We start from the raw sequence: 14,952 nt of genomic DNA, 5'->3' as shown, positions 1-14,952 counted from the left end.
GCTTTTACAAACGTACTTTTTTGTATATGTACGTTTGAGGTATTCATGCACTGCTCATCCAGCGCTCTCGAACTCACCCGAGCCTATGCCGCGGGCTTGACCGACCCAGTCGAGGTGTTCGAGGCCGCGTTGGCGAAAGTTGCCGAGGTGCCGTCGGCATTCATCTCATTGACCGCCGAGCGTGGCCGCCGCGAAGCCCTGGCTTCACGGGCACGATGGCAGGCTGGGCAAGCGCTTTCGGCTTTGGACGGTGTGCCGTTCGCCTGGAAGGATTTGTTCGATGTGGCCGGCAGCGTGAGCACCGCCGGCTCGGCAACCCGCCGCGAGCTGGCGCCGGCCAGCACCGACGCCGCCCTGGTCGGCGCGCTGACCAGGGCCGGCCTGGTCAATCTGGGCAAGACCAACCTCAGCGAGTTCGCCTATTCCGGACTTGGTCTGAATCCGCATTTCGGTACGCCGATCAACCCATTCAGCGGGCGTGAGCCCCGCGTTCCCGGCGGCTCGTCGAGTGGCTCTGCGGTTGCCGTGGCCGCTGGTGTGGTGCCGCTGGCGATGGGCACCGACACGGCAGGGTCGATTCGTATTCCGGTGGCTTTCAACGGTCTGGTCGGTTACCGCAGCAGCCGTCGCCGTTACGCCTTCGACGGTGTATTTCCCCTGGCTCGCTCTCTGGATGCCCTTGGTCCACTGGCGCGCAATGTCGAGGACGTGCTGGCAGTGGATCGTCTGCTGCGTGGTGGCCTGGCGTCGAATTGCACAACGGCGTGTTCATTGTTCGGCGTACGCCTGTATGTCGACCCGGCCTGGATCGACGATTCGCGTGTACAGCCAGCGGTCAGGCGGAACCTGGAGTGGGCATTGGAGCGCCTGGCCTGCGCCGGTGCCGTGATCGAACGCAAACCAATCATGGCCATGCGCGAGGCACTGGCGATGATCGAGCGCGGCGACTGGGTCGGCTCCGCAGAGGCATTTGCCCTGCATGAAAACCTGCTCGACAGCGCCGACGCCACGCGTCTCGACCCGCGCGTGCGCAAGCGGCTCGAAGGTGCACGTTCAATGTCGGCCAGCCACCAGATACGCCTTTACCAACAGGGTGAAAGCCTGCGCAGGCAACTCGCCGATGAGCTGGATGGAGCCTTCGTGGTCACTCCGACCGTCGCTCATGTGGCCCCGCTACTGGCGCCCCTGGAAGCCGACGAGGCGCTGTTCGTGGCCACCAACCTGGCCACTCTGCGCCTGACCATGCCCGGCAGCCTGCTTGATATGCCTGGTGTTGCCTTGCCTAGCGGTTTTGATGAACACGGCTTACCCACCAGCCTGTTGCTTGCTGCGCCCAGCGCCGCGGACGACCTGTTGTTACGCGCGGCGCTGGCTGTCGAGGCTGCTTTGCGGCCCTGAATTCGCTTAGGCGAGCAGCGGGGCCCGGCCCGCCTGCACGTCGTTCACCGATCCGGGCGAAGAGGATTCAACGATGGCAAAAGAAATATTGGTCTCCATCGGCGTGGACGTGGATGCGGTCGCCGGCTGGCTCGGCTCCTACGGCGGAGAGGACTCCCCGGACGACATCTCGCGTGGCTTGTTCGCGGGTGAAGTGGGGGCACCGCGCCTGCTCAAACTGTTCGAGAAATACGGCTTGCGCACCACCTGGTTCATCCCCGGCCACTCGGTCGAGACTTTTCCCGAGCAGATGAAGGCGGTGGCCGATGCTGGCCACGAGATCGGTATCCACGGTTACAGCCACGAAAACCCGATCGCCATGACTCCGGAGCAGGAGGAGATCGTTCTCGACAAATCCATCGAGCTGATCACTGCCCTGGCCGGCAAGCGCCCTACCGGTTATGTCGCGCCTTGGTGGGAATTCAGCAACGTGACCAACGAGCTGCTGCTGAAGAAAGGCATCAAGTATGACCATAGCCTGATGCACAACGACTTCCATCCCTACTACGTGCGGGTAGGTGATCGCTGGACCAGGATCGACTACAGCCAGCATCCGGATACCTGGATGAAGCCGCTGGTTCGTGGCGAGGAAACCAGCCTGGTGGAGATTCCGGCCAACTGGTACCTCGATGACCTGCCACCAATGATGTTCATCAAGAAGTCGCCGAACAGCCACGGTTTCGTCAACCCGCGTCATCTCGAAGAGATGTGGCGCGACCAGTTCGACTGGGTCTATCGCGAGCATGACTACGCGGTATTCCCGATCACCATCCACCCCGACGTGTCCGGTCGTCCGCAGGTGCTGTTGATGCTCGAGCGCCTTATCGAGCACATCAAAGGCCATGAAGGTGTGCGCTTCGTGACCATGGATGAAATCGCCGATGACTTCCTGCGTCGCCAGCCGCGCACGCGCTGACCCTAGTCCCTGATGAGTATGTCGACATGACAACAACGCATGCCGCAACACCGACGCAAGTCAAAGAATCCGGCACCTGGAAACCGGTGCAGCTCTCGTCCAGAGATGTCACTTACTCGACCTGGATCGCTTTCTTCGCCTGGGTTTTCGCAGTCTATGACTTCATCCTGTTCGGCACTTTGTTGCCGGTCATGGGCGGGCACTTCAACTGGAGCGAGGCCGAGCAGGCCAAGATAGCGACCTGGGTCGCCCTGGGCGGCGCTATCGTCGCCTTTGGTATCGGCCCGGTCGTCGACCGTATCGGTCGCCGTGGCGGCATCATGGTCACTATTGGCGGCACCGCCATTTGCTCGGCACTGACCGCTGTCTGTGCCGGCATGGGTAAAGTCCCGCTGATCCTGGTGCGCTCGGTGGCCGGGCTTGGCTATGCCGAGGAGGGTGTCAACGCTACCTACCTGACCGAGGTCTATGCCGCGTCCACCGATCCGAAGCTGATCAAGCGCCGTGGCTTCATCTACAGCCTGGTGCAAAGCGGCTGGCCGGTCGGTGCGCTGATCGCGGCCGGTCTCACCGCCCTGCTGCTGCCGCATATCGGCTGGCAGGGTTGTTTCGTGTTTGCCGCGATACCGGCATTCGTCATCGCCGTGCTGGCGTACAAACTCAAGGAAAGCCCGCAGTTCCAGGTGCACCAGCGCATCTCCCAACTTCGCAAGGCTGGCCAGGATGCCGACGCCCGTACTCTGGCCCGTGAATATGGCGTGGATTACGAGGAGCATGCCAAGGCAGGTGTTGCGGCTGCTTTCCGGGGGGCGGCTCTGCGACCGACCCTGGTGTTGAGCCTGGCAATCCTGCTCAACTGGTCGGCGATTCAGGTATTCAGCGTACTCGGTACCTCGGTGATCGTCAGCGTGCACAAGCTGTCGTTCGAGAACTCGCTGGTGATTCTGGTGCTGTCCAACCTGGTCGGCTTCATCGGCTATCTGTTTCACGGCTGGCTGGGTGATCGCTTCGGTCGCCGCAACACCGTGGCACTCGGCTGGATGTGCGGTGGTGTCGCATTCTTCGCAATGGTTCAGGCGCCCAGCGACCTGGCGACCGTCATCGCGTTGTACAGCCTCGGCCTGTTCTTCCTGACCGGCCCGTACTCGGCGATGTTGTTCTTCATGGGGGAAAGCTTCCCCACCAGCATTCGCGCTACCGGCGGCGCCATCGTTCATGCCATGGGCCCGATCGGCGCGATCCTCGCCGGCCTCGGCATCACCGGCGTGCTGACCAGCGGCGGCGAATGGCACAGCGCAGCTCTGTGGTTCGGTGCCCTGCCGTGTTTCCTGTCTGGTGTGGTGATGCTGGCTGCACGTCACGTCGAACCGAACAGCGTCAAATGATCGAGGAGGCTCTTCCCATGACTCTACCCGTTGCCATGATTACCGGTGCCGCCAGCGGTATCGGCCAGGCCCTGGCCGTGGCGTATGCCAGAAGCGGCGTGCGTGTAGCCGGTGGCTATTTCGCCGGCGATCCCCATGACCCCGCCGAGACTCGGCGTCTGGTCGAGGCCGCAGGTGGCGAGTGCATCATGCTCGCTGCCGACGTCACCGACAGCGCCTCGCTGGACGCGCTGGCCGCTGCCGCTGTCGAGCGGTTCGGCCGTCTCGACTATGCGGTGGCCAATGCCGGCCTGCTGCGCCGCGCACCGCTGCTGGAAATGACCGACGAGCGCTGGAACGAGATGCTCGACGTCGACCTGACCGGGGTCATGCGCACCTTCCGCAGCGCTGCACGCTACATCGGTGAAGGTGGTGCACTGGTGGCTATTTCCTCCATCGCCGGCGGCGTCTACGGCTGGCAGGAACATTCCCATTACGCCGCCGCCAAGGCCGGCGTGCCCGGTTTGTGCCGCTCGCTGGCGGTGGAACTGGCGCCGCAGGGTATCCGCTGCAACGCGGTGATTCCCGGCCTGATCGAAACGCCGCAATCGCTCGACGCGAAAAACTCCCTCGGCCCGGAGGGGCTGGCCCAGGCGGCCAAGGCCATCCCGCTGGGTCGGGTGGGGCGCGCCAGTGAAGTGGCCGATTTGGTGCGTTACCTGACCAGTGCCCAGGCCAGCTATATCACCGGGCAGAGCATCATCGTCGACGGTGGTCTGACGGTGCGTTGGCCGGATTGATGGCTATAAGGCGATAGCAGACGTAGGGTGGATGACGCTCTTTTCATCCACCATCGCGATCGCAGAGCGGTGGACGGATGAAGCGTCGTCCACCCTACGAACGGCCGCTTCCGCCTTACTCCAACCCATTCCACCGAGACGGCAACGAACTCCGATAAGGACAGACCATGAAACAACTACAAGACCGTCGCGCCGTGGTTACCGGCGCCGCCAGTGGCATCGGCGCGGCCATTGCCCATGCCTATGCCGATGCAGGCGCCCGCCTGGTGCTCTGCGACCGCGATGCTGCCCGCCTGGCGGTCACCGCCAGTGAGTGCCGCGAGCGCGGTGCCGAGGTGGTGCAAAGCGTAGCCGACGTCGGCAGCCGCGAAGGTGCCCAGGCCGGTGTCGATGCCTGCGTGAAGGCCTTCGGCGGTATCGATATTCTGGTCAACAACGCCGGCATGCTGACCCAGGCGCCGTGCGTCGAGCTGACCCAGGAAATGTGGGACGACATGCTGCGCGTCGACCTCACCAGCGTGTTCATTGCCAGCCAGCGCGCTTTGCCACACATGCTTGCCCAGCAGTGGGGGCGGATCATCAACGTCGCCTCGCAACTGGGCATCAAGGGTGGCGCCGAGTTGACCCACTACGCCGCGGCCAAGGCCGGTGTGATCGGCTTCACCAAGTCCCTGGCCCTCGAGGTCAGCAAGGACAACGTGCTGGTCAATGCCATCGCCCCCGGCCCCATCGAGACGCCACTGGTCGATGGCATCAGTCAGGACTGGAAGACGGCCAAGGCCAGGGAATTGCCCCTCGGTCGTTTCGGCAAAGCCAGTGAGGTTGCGCCTGTCGCCGTGCTGTTGGCCTCGGAGCCGGGTGGCAACCTGTTCGTCGGCCAGACCCTCGGGCCGAACTCCGGCGATGTGATGCCCTGACATGTGCGGACTCTGCGGCCTGCTCGGCGAAGATCTGCACTGGAGCGACCCACTCGGCGACACGCTGCCTCGACGTCGTGAGCGTCTGCGCCGGATCGCTGCTATCAATCAGGTGCTGGCGCCATTTCGCCTCACTGTCAGTGATGTACAGGGCGCGTCCTATCTGGTGCAGGGGGCGACCGGCCGCCAGGAGCTGGCCAGCGGCCTCGACCAGCTTTGGCTGCAGGCCGAGGCGATCCTCGGCCGACCGCTGGATCCGCTCGATCCACGGGTGCTCGACCATCTGGAGGCACAGCCATGAGCCTGCCAATCAACGTCGTCACCGGCTTTCTCGGCAGCGGCAAGACCACGTTGCTCAAACGCCTGCTGGCCGACGAGGAGCTCGGTGACACGGCGCTGCTGATCAACGAGTTCGGCGAGGTCGGTATCGATAATCTGCTGGTCGAGGAGGTCGCGCCGGGAACGGTGTTGCTACCCAGCGGCTGCGTCTGCTGTTCGGTACGTGGCGATCTCAAGCAGGCGCTACTGGATCTGCACGGCAAACGCAGCCGTGGCGAGGTTCCGGCCTTTCGCCGGGTGCTGCTGGAAACCACCGGGTTGGCCGACCCGGCGCCGATCCTGGCCACCCTGCAACGTGATCCGCAACTGCGTGGCCGCTTCCATCTCGGTCTGCTGGTGACGGTGGTCGATGCGCAACATGCCGAACTGCAGGAGCGCCTGCACCCGGAATGGCTCGGCCAGGTCACTGCTGCCGACCGCCTGCTGCTGAGCAAGACCGACCTGGTTGCAGCAGAGGTGGTCGACCCGCTGCGCTCCAGGCTGTTGGCGCTCAATCCGTCGGCATCCCTGGCCCTGACCGCTGACATCGCCAGTGGCGACGAACTGCTGCTCGGCGAGGGGCTCAAGGGTTCCGATCCGGATGCCGAAGTGGCGCGCTGGCAACTGTTCGCGCCGCTCGGCAATAGCCGCCACGGTAGCGCCGAGGTGTGCTGCCTGGAGTTCGATGGTGCGCTGGACTGGATCGCCTTCGGGGTCTGGCTGTCCATGCTGCTAAGATGCCACGGCGAACGCATACTCCGAGTCAAAGGCATCCTCGACGTGATCGATTCTCCCCAGCCCATCGTCATCCATGGCGTGCAGCATTGTCTGCATGCGCCGGTTCATCTCAACGCTTGGCCGGGCGGTGTGCGCCGCTCGCGCCTGGTGTTCATCGTCCGCGAGCTGGACACCCTGACGCTGCGCCGTTCGTTCAATGCCTTCCTCGCCCGGCTTGGACGCGCCGCATGATCACCCTGCGCGTACTCGGCACCTCCGTCACCTTGCTCGAACCGATCCGGCAGCGCGCCGAGCAGGAGCTTGGCATCCGCCTGGAATATCAGTTGCACGACACCCAGACCGTGCAACGCATCGCGGTAATGCAGCCGGAGAGCTACGACCTCTATGACCAGTGGTTTCATAACGTCGATTTCGTCTGGCCTGCGCGGGCAATCCAGCCGATCGACACGCGGCGGGTGGCGCTCTGGGAAGAGATCAACGACCTGCCGAAGAAAGGCCGCCTGCACCCGGACGATCGACTGGCCAGCGGCAGCCTGCCGTGCGACCGACTTTTCGTGCAGCCCGACGGCAACCTGGGCAGTGCGCCGAGTGACCACATCAGCATGTTGCCGCTGACCCACAACGCCGACAGTTTCGCCTACCTGCCCGCGCATCTGCCGAAGGCACTGGCTGGCAACGAGGAGAGCTGGGCCTGGCTGGTCGACGAAGGCTGGTGCGGGCATATCGCACTGCAGAACGATGCCGCCATCGGTGCCCTCGATGCGGCACTGGCGCTTCAGGCCGCAGGCCTGGCGCACTTCGACAATATCGGCAACCTGCGTCTGGGCGAAATCGACCGCCTCGCCGAGCGGTTGATCGAAAAGCAGCGCCACGGCCATTTCGCAGCGTTCTGGTCGGATGATCGTGAGGCCAGCGAACTGATGCTCGGCCCCAACGTGCATGTGCAGAGTCTGTGGTCTCCGACCCTGATGCAATTGCATCGCGCTGGCGTGCAGTACCGTCTGGCTGCGCCCAAGGAGGGCTATCGTGCCTGGTTCGGCGGCCTCTCGTTGTCGCGTTGCGTCGAGGGCAAGGTCAAGGATGCTGCCTACGCTTACCTCAACTGGTGGCTGGCCGGCTGGCCCGGTGCGCTGATGGCCAGGCAGGGGTTCTACATCTCCAATCCGCCGCGCGCCCGTGACCATATGTCCGCTGCCGAATGGGACTACTGGTACGACGGCAAGCCTGCCGCAGAGCAGTTGCTGGGTAGCGATGGGTTGCCATTGATCGAGCCAGGCGAAGTGCGCGAAGGCGGCACCTATGCTCAGCGCATGGGCCATATCGGTGTATGGAATGCGGTCATGGACGAGCACAATTATCTGGTACGGCGGTGGAGCGACTTTTTGCGGGCGGGGCGCTGAAGCCCAGGCGTGATGTGACAATCAGCGGCGACATCTCGCCTGGGCTGCTGTCCTAGTTGGAGCGAGCCAAGTCGCGGTCACTGAACGGAGTCTTACATGCCGATGCCTAGTTTGAAGTTCCTGCCCCTCTGCCTGCTGGTGCTGCCGTTCATGGCTACGGCCCAGCAGCAGATTCAGCCTGGCCTCTGGGAAATCACCTCGAAGAACATGCAACTGGGCGGCAAGGCGCTGCCAAGCAGCGACGTGATGCTGCAGCAGTTCAAGAACCTGCCGCGCGAGCAGCGCGAGATGATGGAAAGGGCGATGGCCCAGCAGGGTATCCAGTTGGGCGACAAAGGCGTGCAGTACTGCATCAGCCAGGCGCAGATCGATGCCCAGAACATCCCTCTGCAGGATCCCAACTGCCGCCAGCAGATCACCTCACGCAGCGATGATCGCTGGGTGTTCAACTTCACCTGCCCGCAGGGTCAGGGGCAGGGCGAGGCGCGTTTTCTCGACGACAAGTCCTTCACCACTCAGGTCAGCGGCGAATTCGACAGCGGCGTCGGCCGCCAGCAGGGCAGCATGGAGTCCGACGCCCGCTGGGTGTCAGCCGATTGCGGTGGCCTGAAACCGAGCCAGCGCTGAGGCAACCGTAGCGCTACAGTATCGGCGAGATCAGCCGCGCCACGCGCATGCCCAGCTGCTGTAGGCGGTGGACTTCGCGGCGGTCGGCGCCGACCAGTTCGCGGGACTGGCTGAAATCGGTTTCGAGCATGGCCTCGACCTGGCGGGCGAACTCCGTGTCGACCGTCACCAGAGTGATCTCGAAGTTGAGACGGAAGGAACGGTTGTCCAGGTTGGCGCTGCCTACCACGCCGATATCCTGATCGATCAGCGCGACCTTCTGGTGCAGAAAGCCCGGCAGGTAGCGGAAGATCCGCACCCCGGCGCGCAGCGCTTCCAGTGCGAACAGGTTGGACGCGGCGTAGACGATGCGGTGATCCGGTCGCGACGGCAGCAGGATGCGCACGTCCACGCCGCGCAGTACCGCCAGGCGCAGGGCTGAGAACAGGGCTTCGTCGGGGATGAAGTAAGGGCTGGTCAGCCAGATGCGTTCACGGGCCGCGTTGAGCATTTCCACGAACAGCAGCGAACAGGTTTCCTGGGCATCCGCCGGGCCACTGATAATCACCTGGCAGAGCATACCTTCGTCCGGATAGCGCTCCGGCAGTAGCAGCGGTGGCAGCTTGCGGGTGGCCCAGAACCAGTCCTCGGCGAAGGATTCCTGCAGGCAGGCCACGGCCGGGCCGTGTACTTCCACATGGGTGTCGCGCCACGGCGATAGCCGCGGCTTCTCGCCCAGGTACTCGTCGCCGACGTTGTGCCCGCCGAGAAATCCCAGCTCGCCATCCACCACCACGATTTTGCGATGGTTGCGAAAATTCAGCTGGAAGCGATTGAACAGACTGCCGCCAGTGGGAAAGGCGTACATGTGTACGCCGCCGTCGCGCAGCCGTTTGATGTAGCGGCGCGGCAGGGCGTGGCTGCCGACCGCGTCGAACAGAAAGTGTACTTGCACCCCAGCGGCTGCACGTTCGAGCAGGATCTCCTGCAGGCGGCGGCCGAGTTTGTCGTCGTGGACGATGAAGAACTGGATGAGGATCACCTGACGTGCCTTGGCCAGGGCCTGGAAAATCGCGTCGAAGGTCGCCTGGCCATCGATCAGCAGGCTCACCTGATTGTTCGCCAGGCAGGGCATGCGACCCAAGCGCGGTAGGGCGCGTAGTTGGCCGTAGGCTTCCGATTCACCGGCGGCGATGGCTTCCTCGACCCACGGTCGCCAGTCGAGGGTGGCCATGGCCTTGTGCATCTGCTTGTCCACCTGGCGACGCGCTTCGATGTAGGCGTAAAAACGGCTGCGTCCGAAAACCACATAGGGAAGCAGCGTCAGATAGGGCATGAAGAACAGCGACAGCGCCCAGGCAATCGCGCCCTGGGCAGTGCGTACGGTCAGGATCGCGTGCACGGCAGCGATCGCCCCAAGGCCGTGAATCGCCGCGATCAGATAGCCGAAGAAATGCTGTATGCCGAATTCCATTACCGTTCGCTTAATGGCTGCTGTGCCAGCATAGACCACGCTGTTGGCTGGACGTCACCGATAGATAGCAGCATTGCATGTGACACGAAGTGAGTCAGCCTGTGCGGTAGCCAGCGCTTCGGGATATCTGGGTGGCGCTGGTGAGCAGGGTTTCACGCAGGGCCTGGCGATTGGTTTCATCATCCATCACCGCATCCGGGCCGGACAGGTTGATGGCGGCGACGATACGTCCGCTGTGGTCGCGAACAGGCGCGGCGATGGCGGTGGAGTAGTCCGAGCGATGCAGGACGAAACCTCGGGCGCGGTCTTCGTCGCTCATGCGCAGCAGCTCCGGAAGCGTCTTCGGTGCAGGGGCCGGGTAGCCATCCAGGCGTACATGTCCGTAGAGACCGGCCAGGGCGTTTTCATCCAGCTCGCTGAGCAGCACGCGGCCCAGAGCGGTGACGTGGCAAGGCAGGCGGGTGCCGATCGGCACATTGACCGACAGCCGTTGGGCGGCGAAGGCGCGATACAGATAGACCACTTCGGTGTGCTCGCGGATGCCCAGGTGGCAGGACATCGAGGTGCGGTCGCGCAGGGCGTTGAGGTGGGGCATGGCGATGTCCACCAGGTCGCGGCTGGCCAGGTAGGCGAAGCCGTCGCAGAGCACCTGGGGGCCGAGCTCGTAACTATTGGTGCCGAGCTTGTTCAGGTAGCCCATCTCGGTGAGGGTCACCAGGATGCGGTAGATGGCCGAGACGCTGACGTCGAGGCGCTCGGCGATGACGTTGCTGCTCAGGCTGCGTTCGCTGGCATTGAACATCTGCACGATGCTCAGGCCGCGCTGCAGCGCCGGTACACGGTAGTCGCTCTCGCGCTCCAGCTCTTCTTTGTCGGCAGCCATGGTGATCGTTTCCGTATTGGTGGTTCGTGGGTAGCCCGGGTCGAGCGCAGCGATACCCGGGGCCGTCGCCGATAGCTCCCAGGCTCCAGCGTGGGTCGATGAAGCGTGACCCACCCTACAAGAGCACCCACACCAGTTGAATTCGCAGGATGGGTGAAGGCGCTGACACCGGCCTTGCGGAGGGCTGCGCATGTGGCGCGCCATAACCCATCGCTGTCGATGATTCAGGCCAGCGCCTCGACCCCTGCCGGCCTGCCGCCGAACTCGTCCATGGCATCCAGCAGCGCGCCCCACAGGTAGTGGGCCGAGGCGCGGTCGCAGAGGATGTGGAAGATCGGCAGGGCGTCCGTGCCGGCGTTGACCAGGATGGCATTCAGGCGCGCCACCGAGGTCTGCGCCACGGCGCCGGGCGGGAAGGCCTCGGCGCGCAGGTCGACGCCGCAGACCTTGGCCAGCAGTGCCGGCAGGTGCGCGCCGGTCAGGGCCAGCCAGGCGTGGCTGTCCTGGCGCGGCAGCAGGTAGCAGGCCTGGTCGCTCGCTTGCCAGGCGGTTTCCTCGGCGGCGATGCGCGCGCCGCCATCGGCCAGGCCGCCGAGCAGGAAATATTCGCTCTGCGACAGGCGCAATACCGACTCGCCGCTGTCCTGCACGCGTGCCTGGTTGGGCGCGTCCGGCAACTGGTAGCCCTTGCCTTGCAGGTAGCCGGCACTGTCCGTCCCGCGAAAACCCACGCGGGGCAGGTTGCTCAGGTCGATCAGGGCGCAGCGTTGCAGTTGCCCGGTTTCATCACCGGCCGCATGACGGGCGACGAACACACGCTCGCCGATCCGGGTCAGCGCGGCGTTGCCGTAGAGGTCGTGGATCGGGCTGCGTTCGGCATGGTCGCGAATGTTCAGGTTCATGGTCACAGCTCCTGGCGCTGGCTGTCGGGGTCATAGAAGGGCAACTTCACCACGCTGGCCTGGACGATTTCGCCACCCTCGACCCGAATCGGAATCCGCATCCCCGGTTCGGCCTGGTCGGCGCCGGCATAGGCCAGGCCGATGATGCAGCCGAGGGTTGCGGAATACTCGCAGGAGGTCACGTTGCCGCTGATATCCGGCCCCTTGAGCACCAGGTGGCCTTCCAGCGGCTGGCGGCTGCCCTTGGGCAGGGTGAAGCCGACCAGTTTGCGTTTGAGCGGCTGCGCTTCGAGGATCTCGATGCTGCGTTTGCCGACGAAGAACGGCTTCTTGCGGCCGATGGCCCAGCCCATGTCGATCTCCGCAGGGTGGGTCATGCCGTCGGTGTCCTGGCCGATGATCACGTGGCCTTTTTCCAGGCGCAGCAGGCGTTGGGTCTCCACGCCGAACGGGCGGATGCCGAAGGCTGCGCCGGCGTCCATCAGCGCATCCCACAGGTGTTCGCCGAAGCGCGCCGGCACGTGGATCTCGTAGCCCAGCTCGCCGACGAAACCGACCCGCAGCAGGCGTGCCGGCACACCGGCGACCGTGCCCTCGCGTACGCCGAGGTAGGGGAAACCTGCGGCGGACAGGTCGACGTCCGTGCAGACCTTTTCCAGCACCTGGCGCGACAGCGGCCCGGCCAGGTTGACCGCGGCGAAGGCGGCGCTGACGTTGGCGATGTCGACGTTCAGGCGCCACTGCGCGTTCCACTTGAGCAGGCTGCGGTAGACGCGGTCCACGCCGCTGGTGGTGGCCGAGATGTAGAAGTGCTGCTCGCCGAGGCGGCAGGCCACGCCATCGTCGATCACCACGCCATCCTCGGCGGTCATCAGCGCATAGCGGGTGCGGCCGACGGCGAGCTTGCCGAAGCCGAAGGTGTACATGCGCTCCAGCAGCTCGGCGGCATCCGGCCCGCGCACGTCGAGGCCGCCGAGGGTGGAGACGTCGATCAGGCCGACCTTCTCGCGCACCTGGCGGGCTTCGGCCTGCATGCAGGCTTCGCGCTCCTCGGCCTTGCCATAGAAGGCCGGACGCTGCCAGGCGCCGGCGGGCATCAGCCTGGCGCCCAGCTCGACATGGCGGCGATGCATGGCGGTCTGCCGATAGGGGTCGAAGGCGCGCCCGGCGACATGGGCCAGCTTCTCCGCGGCGAACGGCGGGCGCGCGGTGGTCACCCCGGTTTCGCTGACGCTGCGCCCGGTGGCATCGGCCACCAGGCGCGCGGTCGGCAGCGCCGAGTGGCGGCCCTGGGACGGGCCCATGCCGACGGTGGAGAAGCGCTTGACCAGTTGCACGTCGCGGTAGCCATGGCGGGTGGCGTTGACGATGTCCCGGATCTGCAGGTCTTCGTCGAAGTCGACGAATTCCTTGCCCTGGGGATGGGGGAAGATCGGCCAGGGGAAGTTGACCCGGCTGTCGTCCTTGTCCGCGCCTTCCACCGGGGCGCTGTCCAGGCCGAGGTCGGCCAGGGCTTCGGCGGCGGCACGCCGGCCATCGGCGAGCACCCGCTGCAGGTCGTGGCGACCGTTCACCGAGCCGGCGACGCGGAGGATCTTCGGCAGGTCGTGGATCGAGAACGCCGCGTGTTCGTCGGCGTAGCGCAGGCTGCCACCAGCCTGGCAGAGCAACTGGTAGACCGGCATGTAGCCGGCGGACATGCACAGCAGGTCGCAGTCGATGTGGATACTGCCGTCGGCGACCTTGCCCCGGCTGGCGATGCGCCGCACATCGACCCGGGCCAGGTGGCGCCCACTCTTGTCGGGCAGCGCTTCGTAGACGGTGTGCCCGGCATGGCAGGCGATACCGCGCGCCAGCAGGGTGGTGGCCAGGCCGGGGGTATCGACGTGCTCGCGCATGTCGACCACGGCAGCGACTTCAACGCCCGCGTCAAACAGGTCGAGGGCGGCCAGGTAGCCGTCGTCGTTGCCGGTCAGCACCACCGCGCGCTGGCCCGGTTTGACCGCGTACAGGCGCATCAGGCGCTGGGCGGCGCTGGTCAGCATCACCCCCGGCAGGTCGTTGTTGCGGAAGATCACCGGCTGGTCGAAGGAGCCGCTGGCGACGATGCACTGTTTCGCGCGCACCTTGTACAGGCGGTTGCCCTGGATCACCGGCAGGTAGTTGTCGGCGAACCAGGCGTTGCACAGCGCTTCATTGAGCACGCGGATATTGCCGTGGCCGTTCACCGCCGCGACCAGTTCTTCGCGCAGGCCCTGGGCGGCATTGCCGTCCACGCCGAAGCGGGCATAGGTCAGCGAGCCGCCGAGCAGCGGGTTCTGTTCGATCAGCAGCACCTTGGCACCGCCGTTGGCCGCATGCAGGGCGGCGGACAGCCCGGCGGGGCCGGAGCCGATCACCGCCAGGTCGCAGAACAGGTAGGCCTTGTCGTGGTAGGTCGGCTCGAACGTCAGGTCGAGCACGCCGAGGCCGGCCTTCCTGCGGATCAGCGGTTCCCAGCGCTTCCACATGCCCTTGGGCTTGTAGAAGGCGCGGTAGTAGAAGCCTACCGGCATGAATCTGGAGAACCTGCCGAGCAGGGCGTCGCGATCCTTCTCCAGGCTGCCGTTGACGTTCTGCGGGGTGACCTCGAGACCGGCTTCGAGCGGGCATTCGTCGGCCAGCACGTTGGGCTCGTCCGGCAACTGCACCAGGGTGTTGGCGTCCTGGCCGGCCATGGTCAGCGGGCCGCGCGGGCGGTGGTACTTGAACGAGCGCGACAGCAGCCAGCGGCCATCGGCGGCCAGGGCGCTGGCGACGGTGTCGCCGGCGAAACCCTGGCAGGCGCTGCCGTCGAAGCGGAAGGTCAGCGGCTGGTTGCGGTCGATCAACAGCCCCATGGGGGCGGGCAGGCGCTTCATTGGTCGGCCTCCGGTGCGGCGAAATCGACCCGCTGGTCGAACAGTTCGCGAGGGTCGAAGGTACGCAGGATCTCGTCGCTGCCGGTGTGACGCTCGGCCAGGAACCAGTAGCTCGACGGCGTGTGCAGCCACCATTCGGTGACCACACCGAGGCGGTTCTCGCTGTTGAACACGTAGTCGGCCCATTCGGCGACGCTGCAACTGGCCGGGTCGGGCATGTGCTTGAGTTCGCCGCCGTAGGTGAATTCGCTGATGTTGCGTGGCCCGTTGAGCGGGCACGTCATGATTTTCATTTAA

The 14,952-nt window shown here is 65.0% G+C and carries 14 protein-coding genes; 9 read left to right on the top strand and 5 right to left on the bottom strand.

Going from position 1 to position 14,952, the window contains the following annotated elements:
* Window positions 1-45 precede the first annotated feature (45 nt).
* From DNK10_RS12000 to DNK10_RS11960, 9 genes are all read left to right on the top strand, one after another.
* Window positions 46-1,398 carry an amidase gene (locus DNK10_RS12000; protein ID WP_131191713.1) on the top strand — a complete coding sequence of 451 codons (1,353 nt, stop codon included), beginning with the start codon at window positions 46-48 and terminating at the stop codon, window positions 1,396-1,398.
* A 73-nt stretch (window positions 1,399-1,471) separates the two neighbouring features.
* Window positions 1,472-2,353, top strand: coding sequence for a polysaccharide deacetylase family protein (locus tag DNK10_RS11995; protein WP_131191712.1), 882 nt, complete (start codon window positions 1,472-1,474; stop codon window positions 2,351-2,353).
* Window positions 2,354-2,379: 26 nt separating this feature from the next.
* Window positions 2,380-3,738, top strand: a complete 1,359-nt coding sequence (locus DNK10_RS11990; RefSeq protein WP_131191711.1) for an MFS transporter — start codon at window positions 2,380-2,382, stop codon at window positions 3,736-3,738.
* Between the two features lie 17 nt (window positions 3,739-3,755).
* Window positions 3,756-4,517 (top strand): SDR family NAD(P)-dependent oxidoreductase, encoded by a 762-nt coding sequence (locus DNK10_RS11985; RefSeq protein WP_131191710.1) that lies wholly within the window; start codon window positions 3,756-3,758, stop codon window positions 4,515-4,517.
* 167 nt (window positions 4,518-4,684) lie between these two features.
* The gene (locus DNK10_RS11980; RefSeq protein ID WP_131191709.1) at window positions 4,685-5,434 is read left to right on the top strand and encodes an SDR family NAD(P)-dependent oxidoreductase; all 750 of its coding nucleotides are present in this window, start codon (window positions 4,685-4,687) and stop codon (window positions 5,432-5,434) included.
* A gap of 1 nt (window position 5,435) precedes the next feature.
* Window positions 5,436-5,735: a hypothetical protein gene (locus DNK10_RS11975; protein ID WP_131191708.1), complete on the top strand. Its 300-nt coding sequence runs from the start codon at window positions 5,436-5,438 to the stop codon at window positions 5,733-5,735.
* Window positions 5,732-6,721, top strand: coding sequence for a CobW family GTP-binding protein (locus DNK10_RS11970; RefSeq protein WP_131191707.1), 990 nt, complete (start codon window positions 5,732-5,734; stop codon window positions 6,719-6,721). The genes DNK10_RS11975 and DNK10_RS11970 overlap by 4 nt, the downstream gene beginning before the upstream one ends.
* Window positions 6,718-7,890, top strand: a complete 1,173-nt coding sequence (locus tag DNK10_RS11965; RefSeq protein ID WP_131191706.1) for an ABC transporter substrate-binding protein — start codon at window positions 6,718-6,720, stop codon at window positions 7,888-7,890. Before DNK10_RS11970 ends, DNK10_RS11965 begins: the two co-directional genes overlap by 4 nt.
* A 96-nt stretch (window positions 7,891-7,986) precedes the next feature.
* On the top strand, window positions 7,987-8,517 hold the full coding sequence (locus tag DNK10_RS11960) for a DUF3617 domain-containing protein (protein WP_131182571.1): 531 nt from the start codon (window positions 7,987-7,989) through the stop codon (window positions 8,515-8,517).
* Between the two features lie 13 nt (window positions 8,518-8,530).
* Here DNK10_RS11960 and cls read toward each other — a convergent pair whose 3' ends face one another.
* From cls to DNK10_RS11935, 5 genes are all read right to left on the bottom strand, one after another.
* Window positions 8,531-9,970: a cardiolipin synthase gene (cls, locus tag DNK10_RS11955; protein ID WP_131191705.1), complete on the bottom strand. Its 1,440-nt coding sequence runs from the start codon at window positions 9,968-9,970 to the stop codon at window positions 8,531-8,533.
* A gap of 94 nt (window positions 9,971-10,064) precedes the next feature.
* On the bottom strand, window positions 10,065-10,853 hold the full coding sequence (locus tag DNK10_RS11950) for an IclR family transcriptional regulator (RefSeq protein ID WP_131191704.1): 789 nt from the start codon (window positions 10,851-10,853) through the stop codon (window positions 10,065-10,067).
* 224 nt (window positions 10,854-11,077) lie between these two features.
* Window positions 11,078-11,689, bottom strand: a complete 612-nt coding sequence (locus tag DNK10_RS11945) for a sarcosine oxidase subunit gamma (RefSeq protein ID WP_425273851.1) — start codon at window positions 11,687-11,689, stop codon at window positions 11,078-11,080.
* A 68-nt stretch (window positions 11,690-11,757) separates the two neighbouring features.
* A complete protein-coding gene (locus DNK10_RS11940) occupies window positions 11,758-14,655 on the bottom strand; it encodes a 2Fe-2S iron-sulfur cluster-binding protein (protein WP_131191702.1) in 2,898 nt (965 codons plus the stop codon).
* Window positions 14,652-14,948 carry a sarcosine oxidase subunit delta gene (locus DNK10_RS11935; protein WP_131191701.1) on the bottom strand — a complete coding sequence of 99 codons (297 nt, stop codon included), beginning with the start codon at window positions 14,946-14,948 and terminating at the stop codon, window positions 14,652-14,654. The genes DNK10_RS11940 and DNK10_RS11935 overlap by 4 nt, the downstream gene beginning before the upstream one ends.
* Window positions 14,949-14,952: the final 4 nt, after the last annotated feature.

The organism is Phytopseudomonas daroniae (assembly GCF_004327275.1).
In the GTDB taxonomy this organism is placed as follows: Bacteria; Pseudomonadota; Gammaproteobacteria; order Pseudomonadales; family Pseudomonadaceae; genus Aquipseudomonas; species Aquipseudomonas daroniae.
This window is presented reverse-complemented; position numbering and strand designations above follow the sequence as displayed.

Coding starts and splice junctions, on each gene's coding strand:
- DNK10_RS11995 (WP_131191712.1), top strand. CDS start 1,472: ATGGCAAAAGAAATATTGGTCTCCATCGGCGTGGACGTGGATGCGGTC.
- DNK10_RS12000 (WP_131191713.1), top strand. CDS start 46: ATGCACTGCTCATCCAGCGCTCTCGAACTCACCCGAGCCTATGCCGCG.
- DNK10_RS11985 (WP_131191710.1), top strand. CDS start 3,756: ATGACTCTACCCGTTGCCATGATTACCGGTGCCGCCAGCGGTATCGGC.
- DNK10_RS11940 (WP_131191702.1), bottom strand. CDS start 14,655: ATGAAGCGCCTGCCCGCCCCCATGGGGCTGTTGATCGACCGCAACCAG.
- DNK10_RS11970 (WP_131191707.1), top strand. CDS start 5,732: ATGAGCCTGCCAATCAACGTCGTCACCGGCTTTCTCGGCAGCGGCAAG.
- DNK10_RS11980 (WP_131191709.1), top strand. CDS start 4,685: ATGAAACAACTACAAGACCGTCGCGCCGTGGTTACCGGCGCCGCCAGT.
- DNK10_RS11935 (WP_131191701.1), bottom strand. CDS start 14,948: ATGAAAATCATGACGTGCCCGCTCAACGGGCCACGCAACATCAGCGAA.
- DNK10_RS11975 (WP_131191708.1), top strand. CDS start 5,436: ATGTGCGGACTCTGCGGCCTGCTCGGCGAAGATCTGCACTGGAGCGAC.
- DNK10_RS11990 (WP_131191711.1), top strand. CDS start 2,380: ATGACAACAACGCATGCCGCAACACCGACGCAAGTCAAAGAATCCGGC.
- DNK10_RS11960 (WP_131182571.1), top strand. CDS start 7,987: ATGCCGATGCCTAGTTTGAAGTTCCTGCCCCTCTGCCTGCTGGTGCTG.
- DNK10_RS11965 (WP_131191706.1), top strand. CDS start 6,718: ATGATCACCCTGCGCGTACTCGGCACCTCCGTCACCTTGCTCGAACCG.
- DNK10_RS11950 (WP_131191704.1), bottom strand. CDS start 10,853: ATGGCTGCCGACAAAGAAGAGCTGGAGCGCGAGAGCGACTACCGTGTA.
- cls (WP_131191705.1), bottom strand. CDS start 9,970: ATGGAATTCGGCATACAGCATTTCTTCGGCTATCTGATCGCGGCGATT.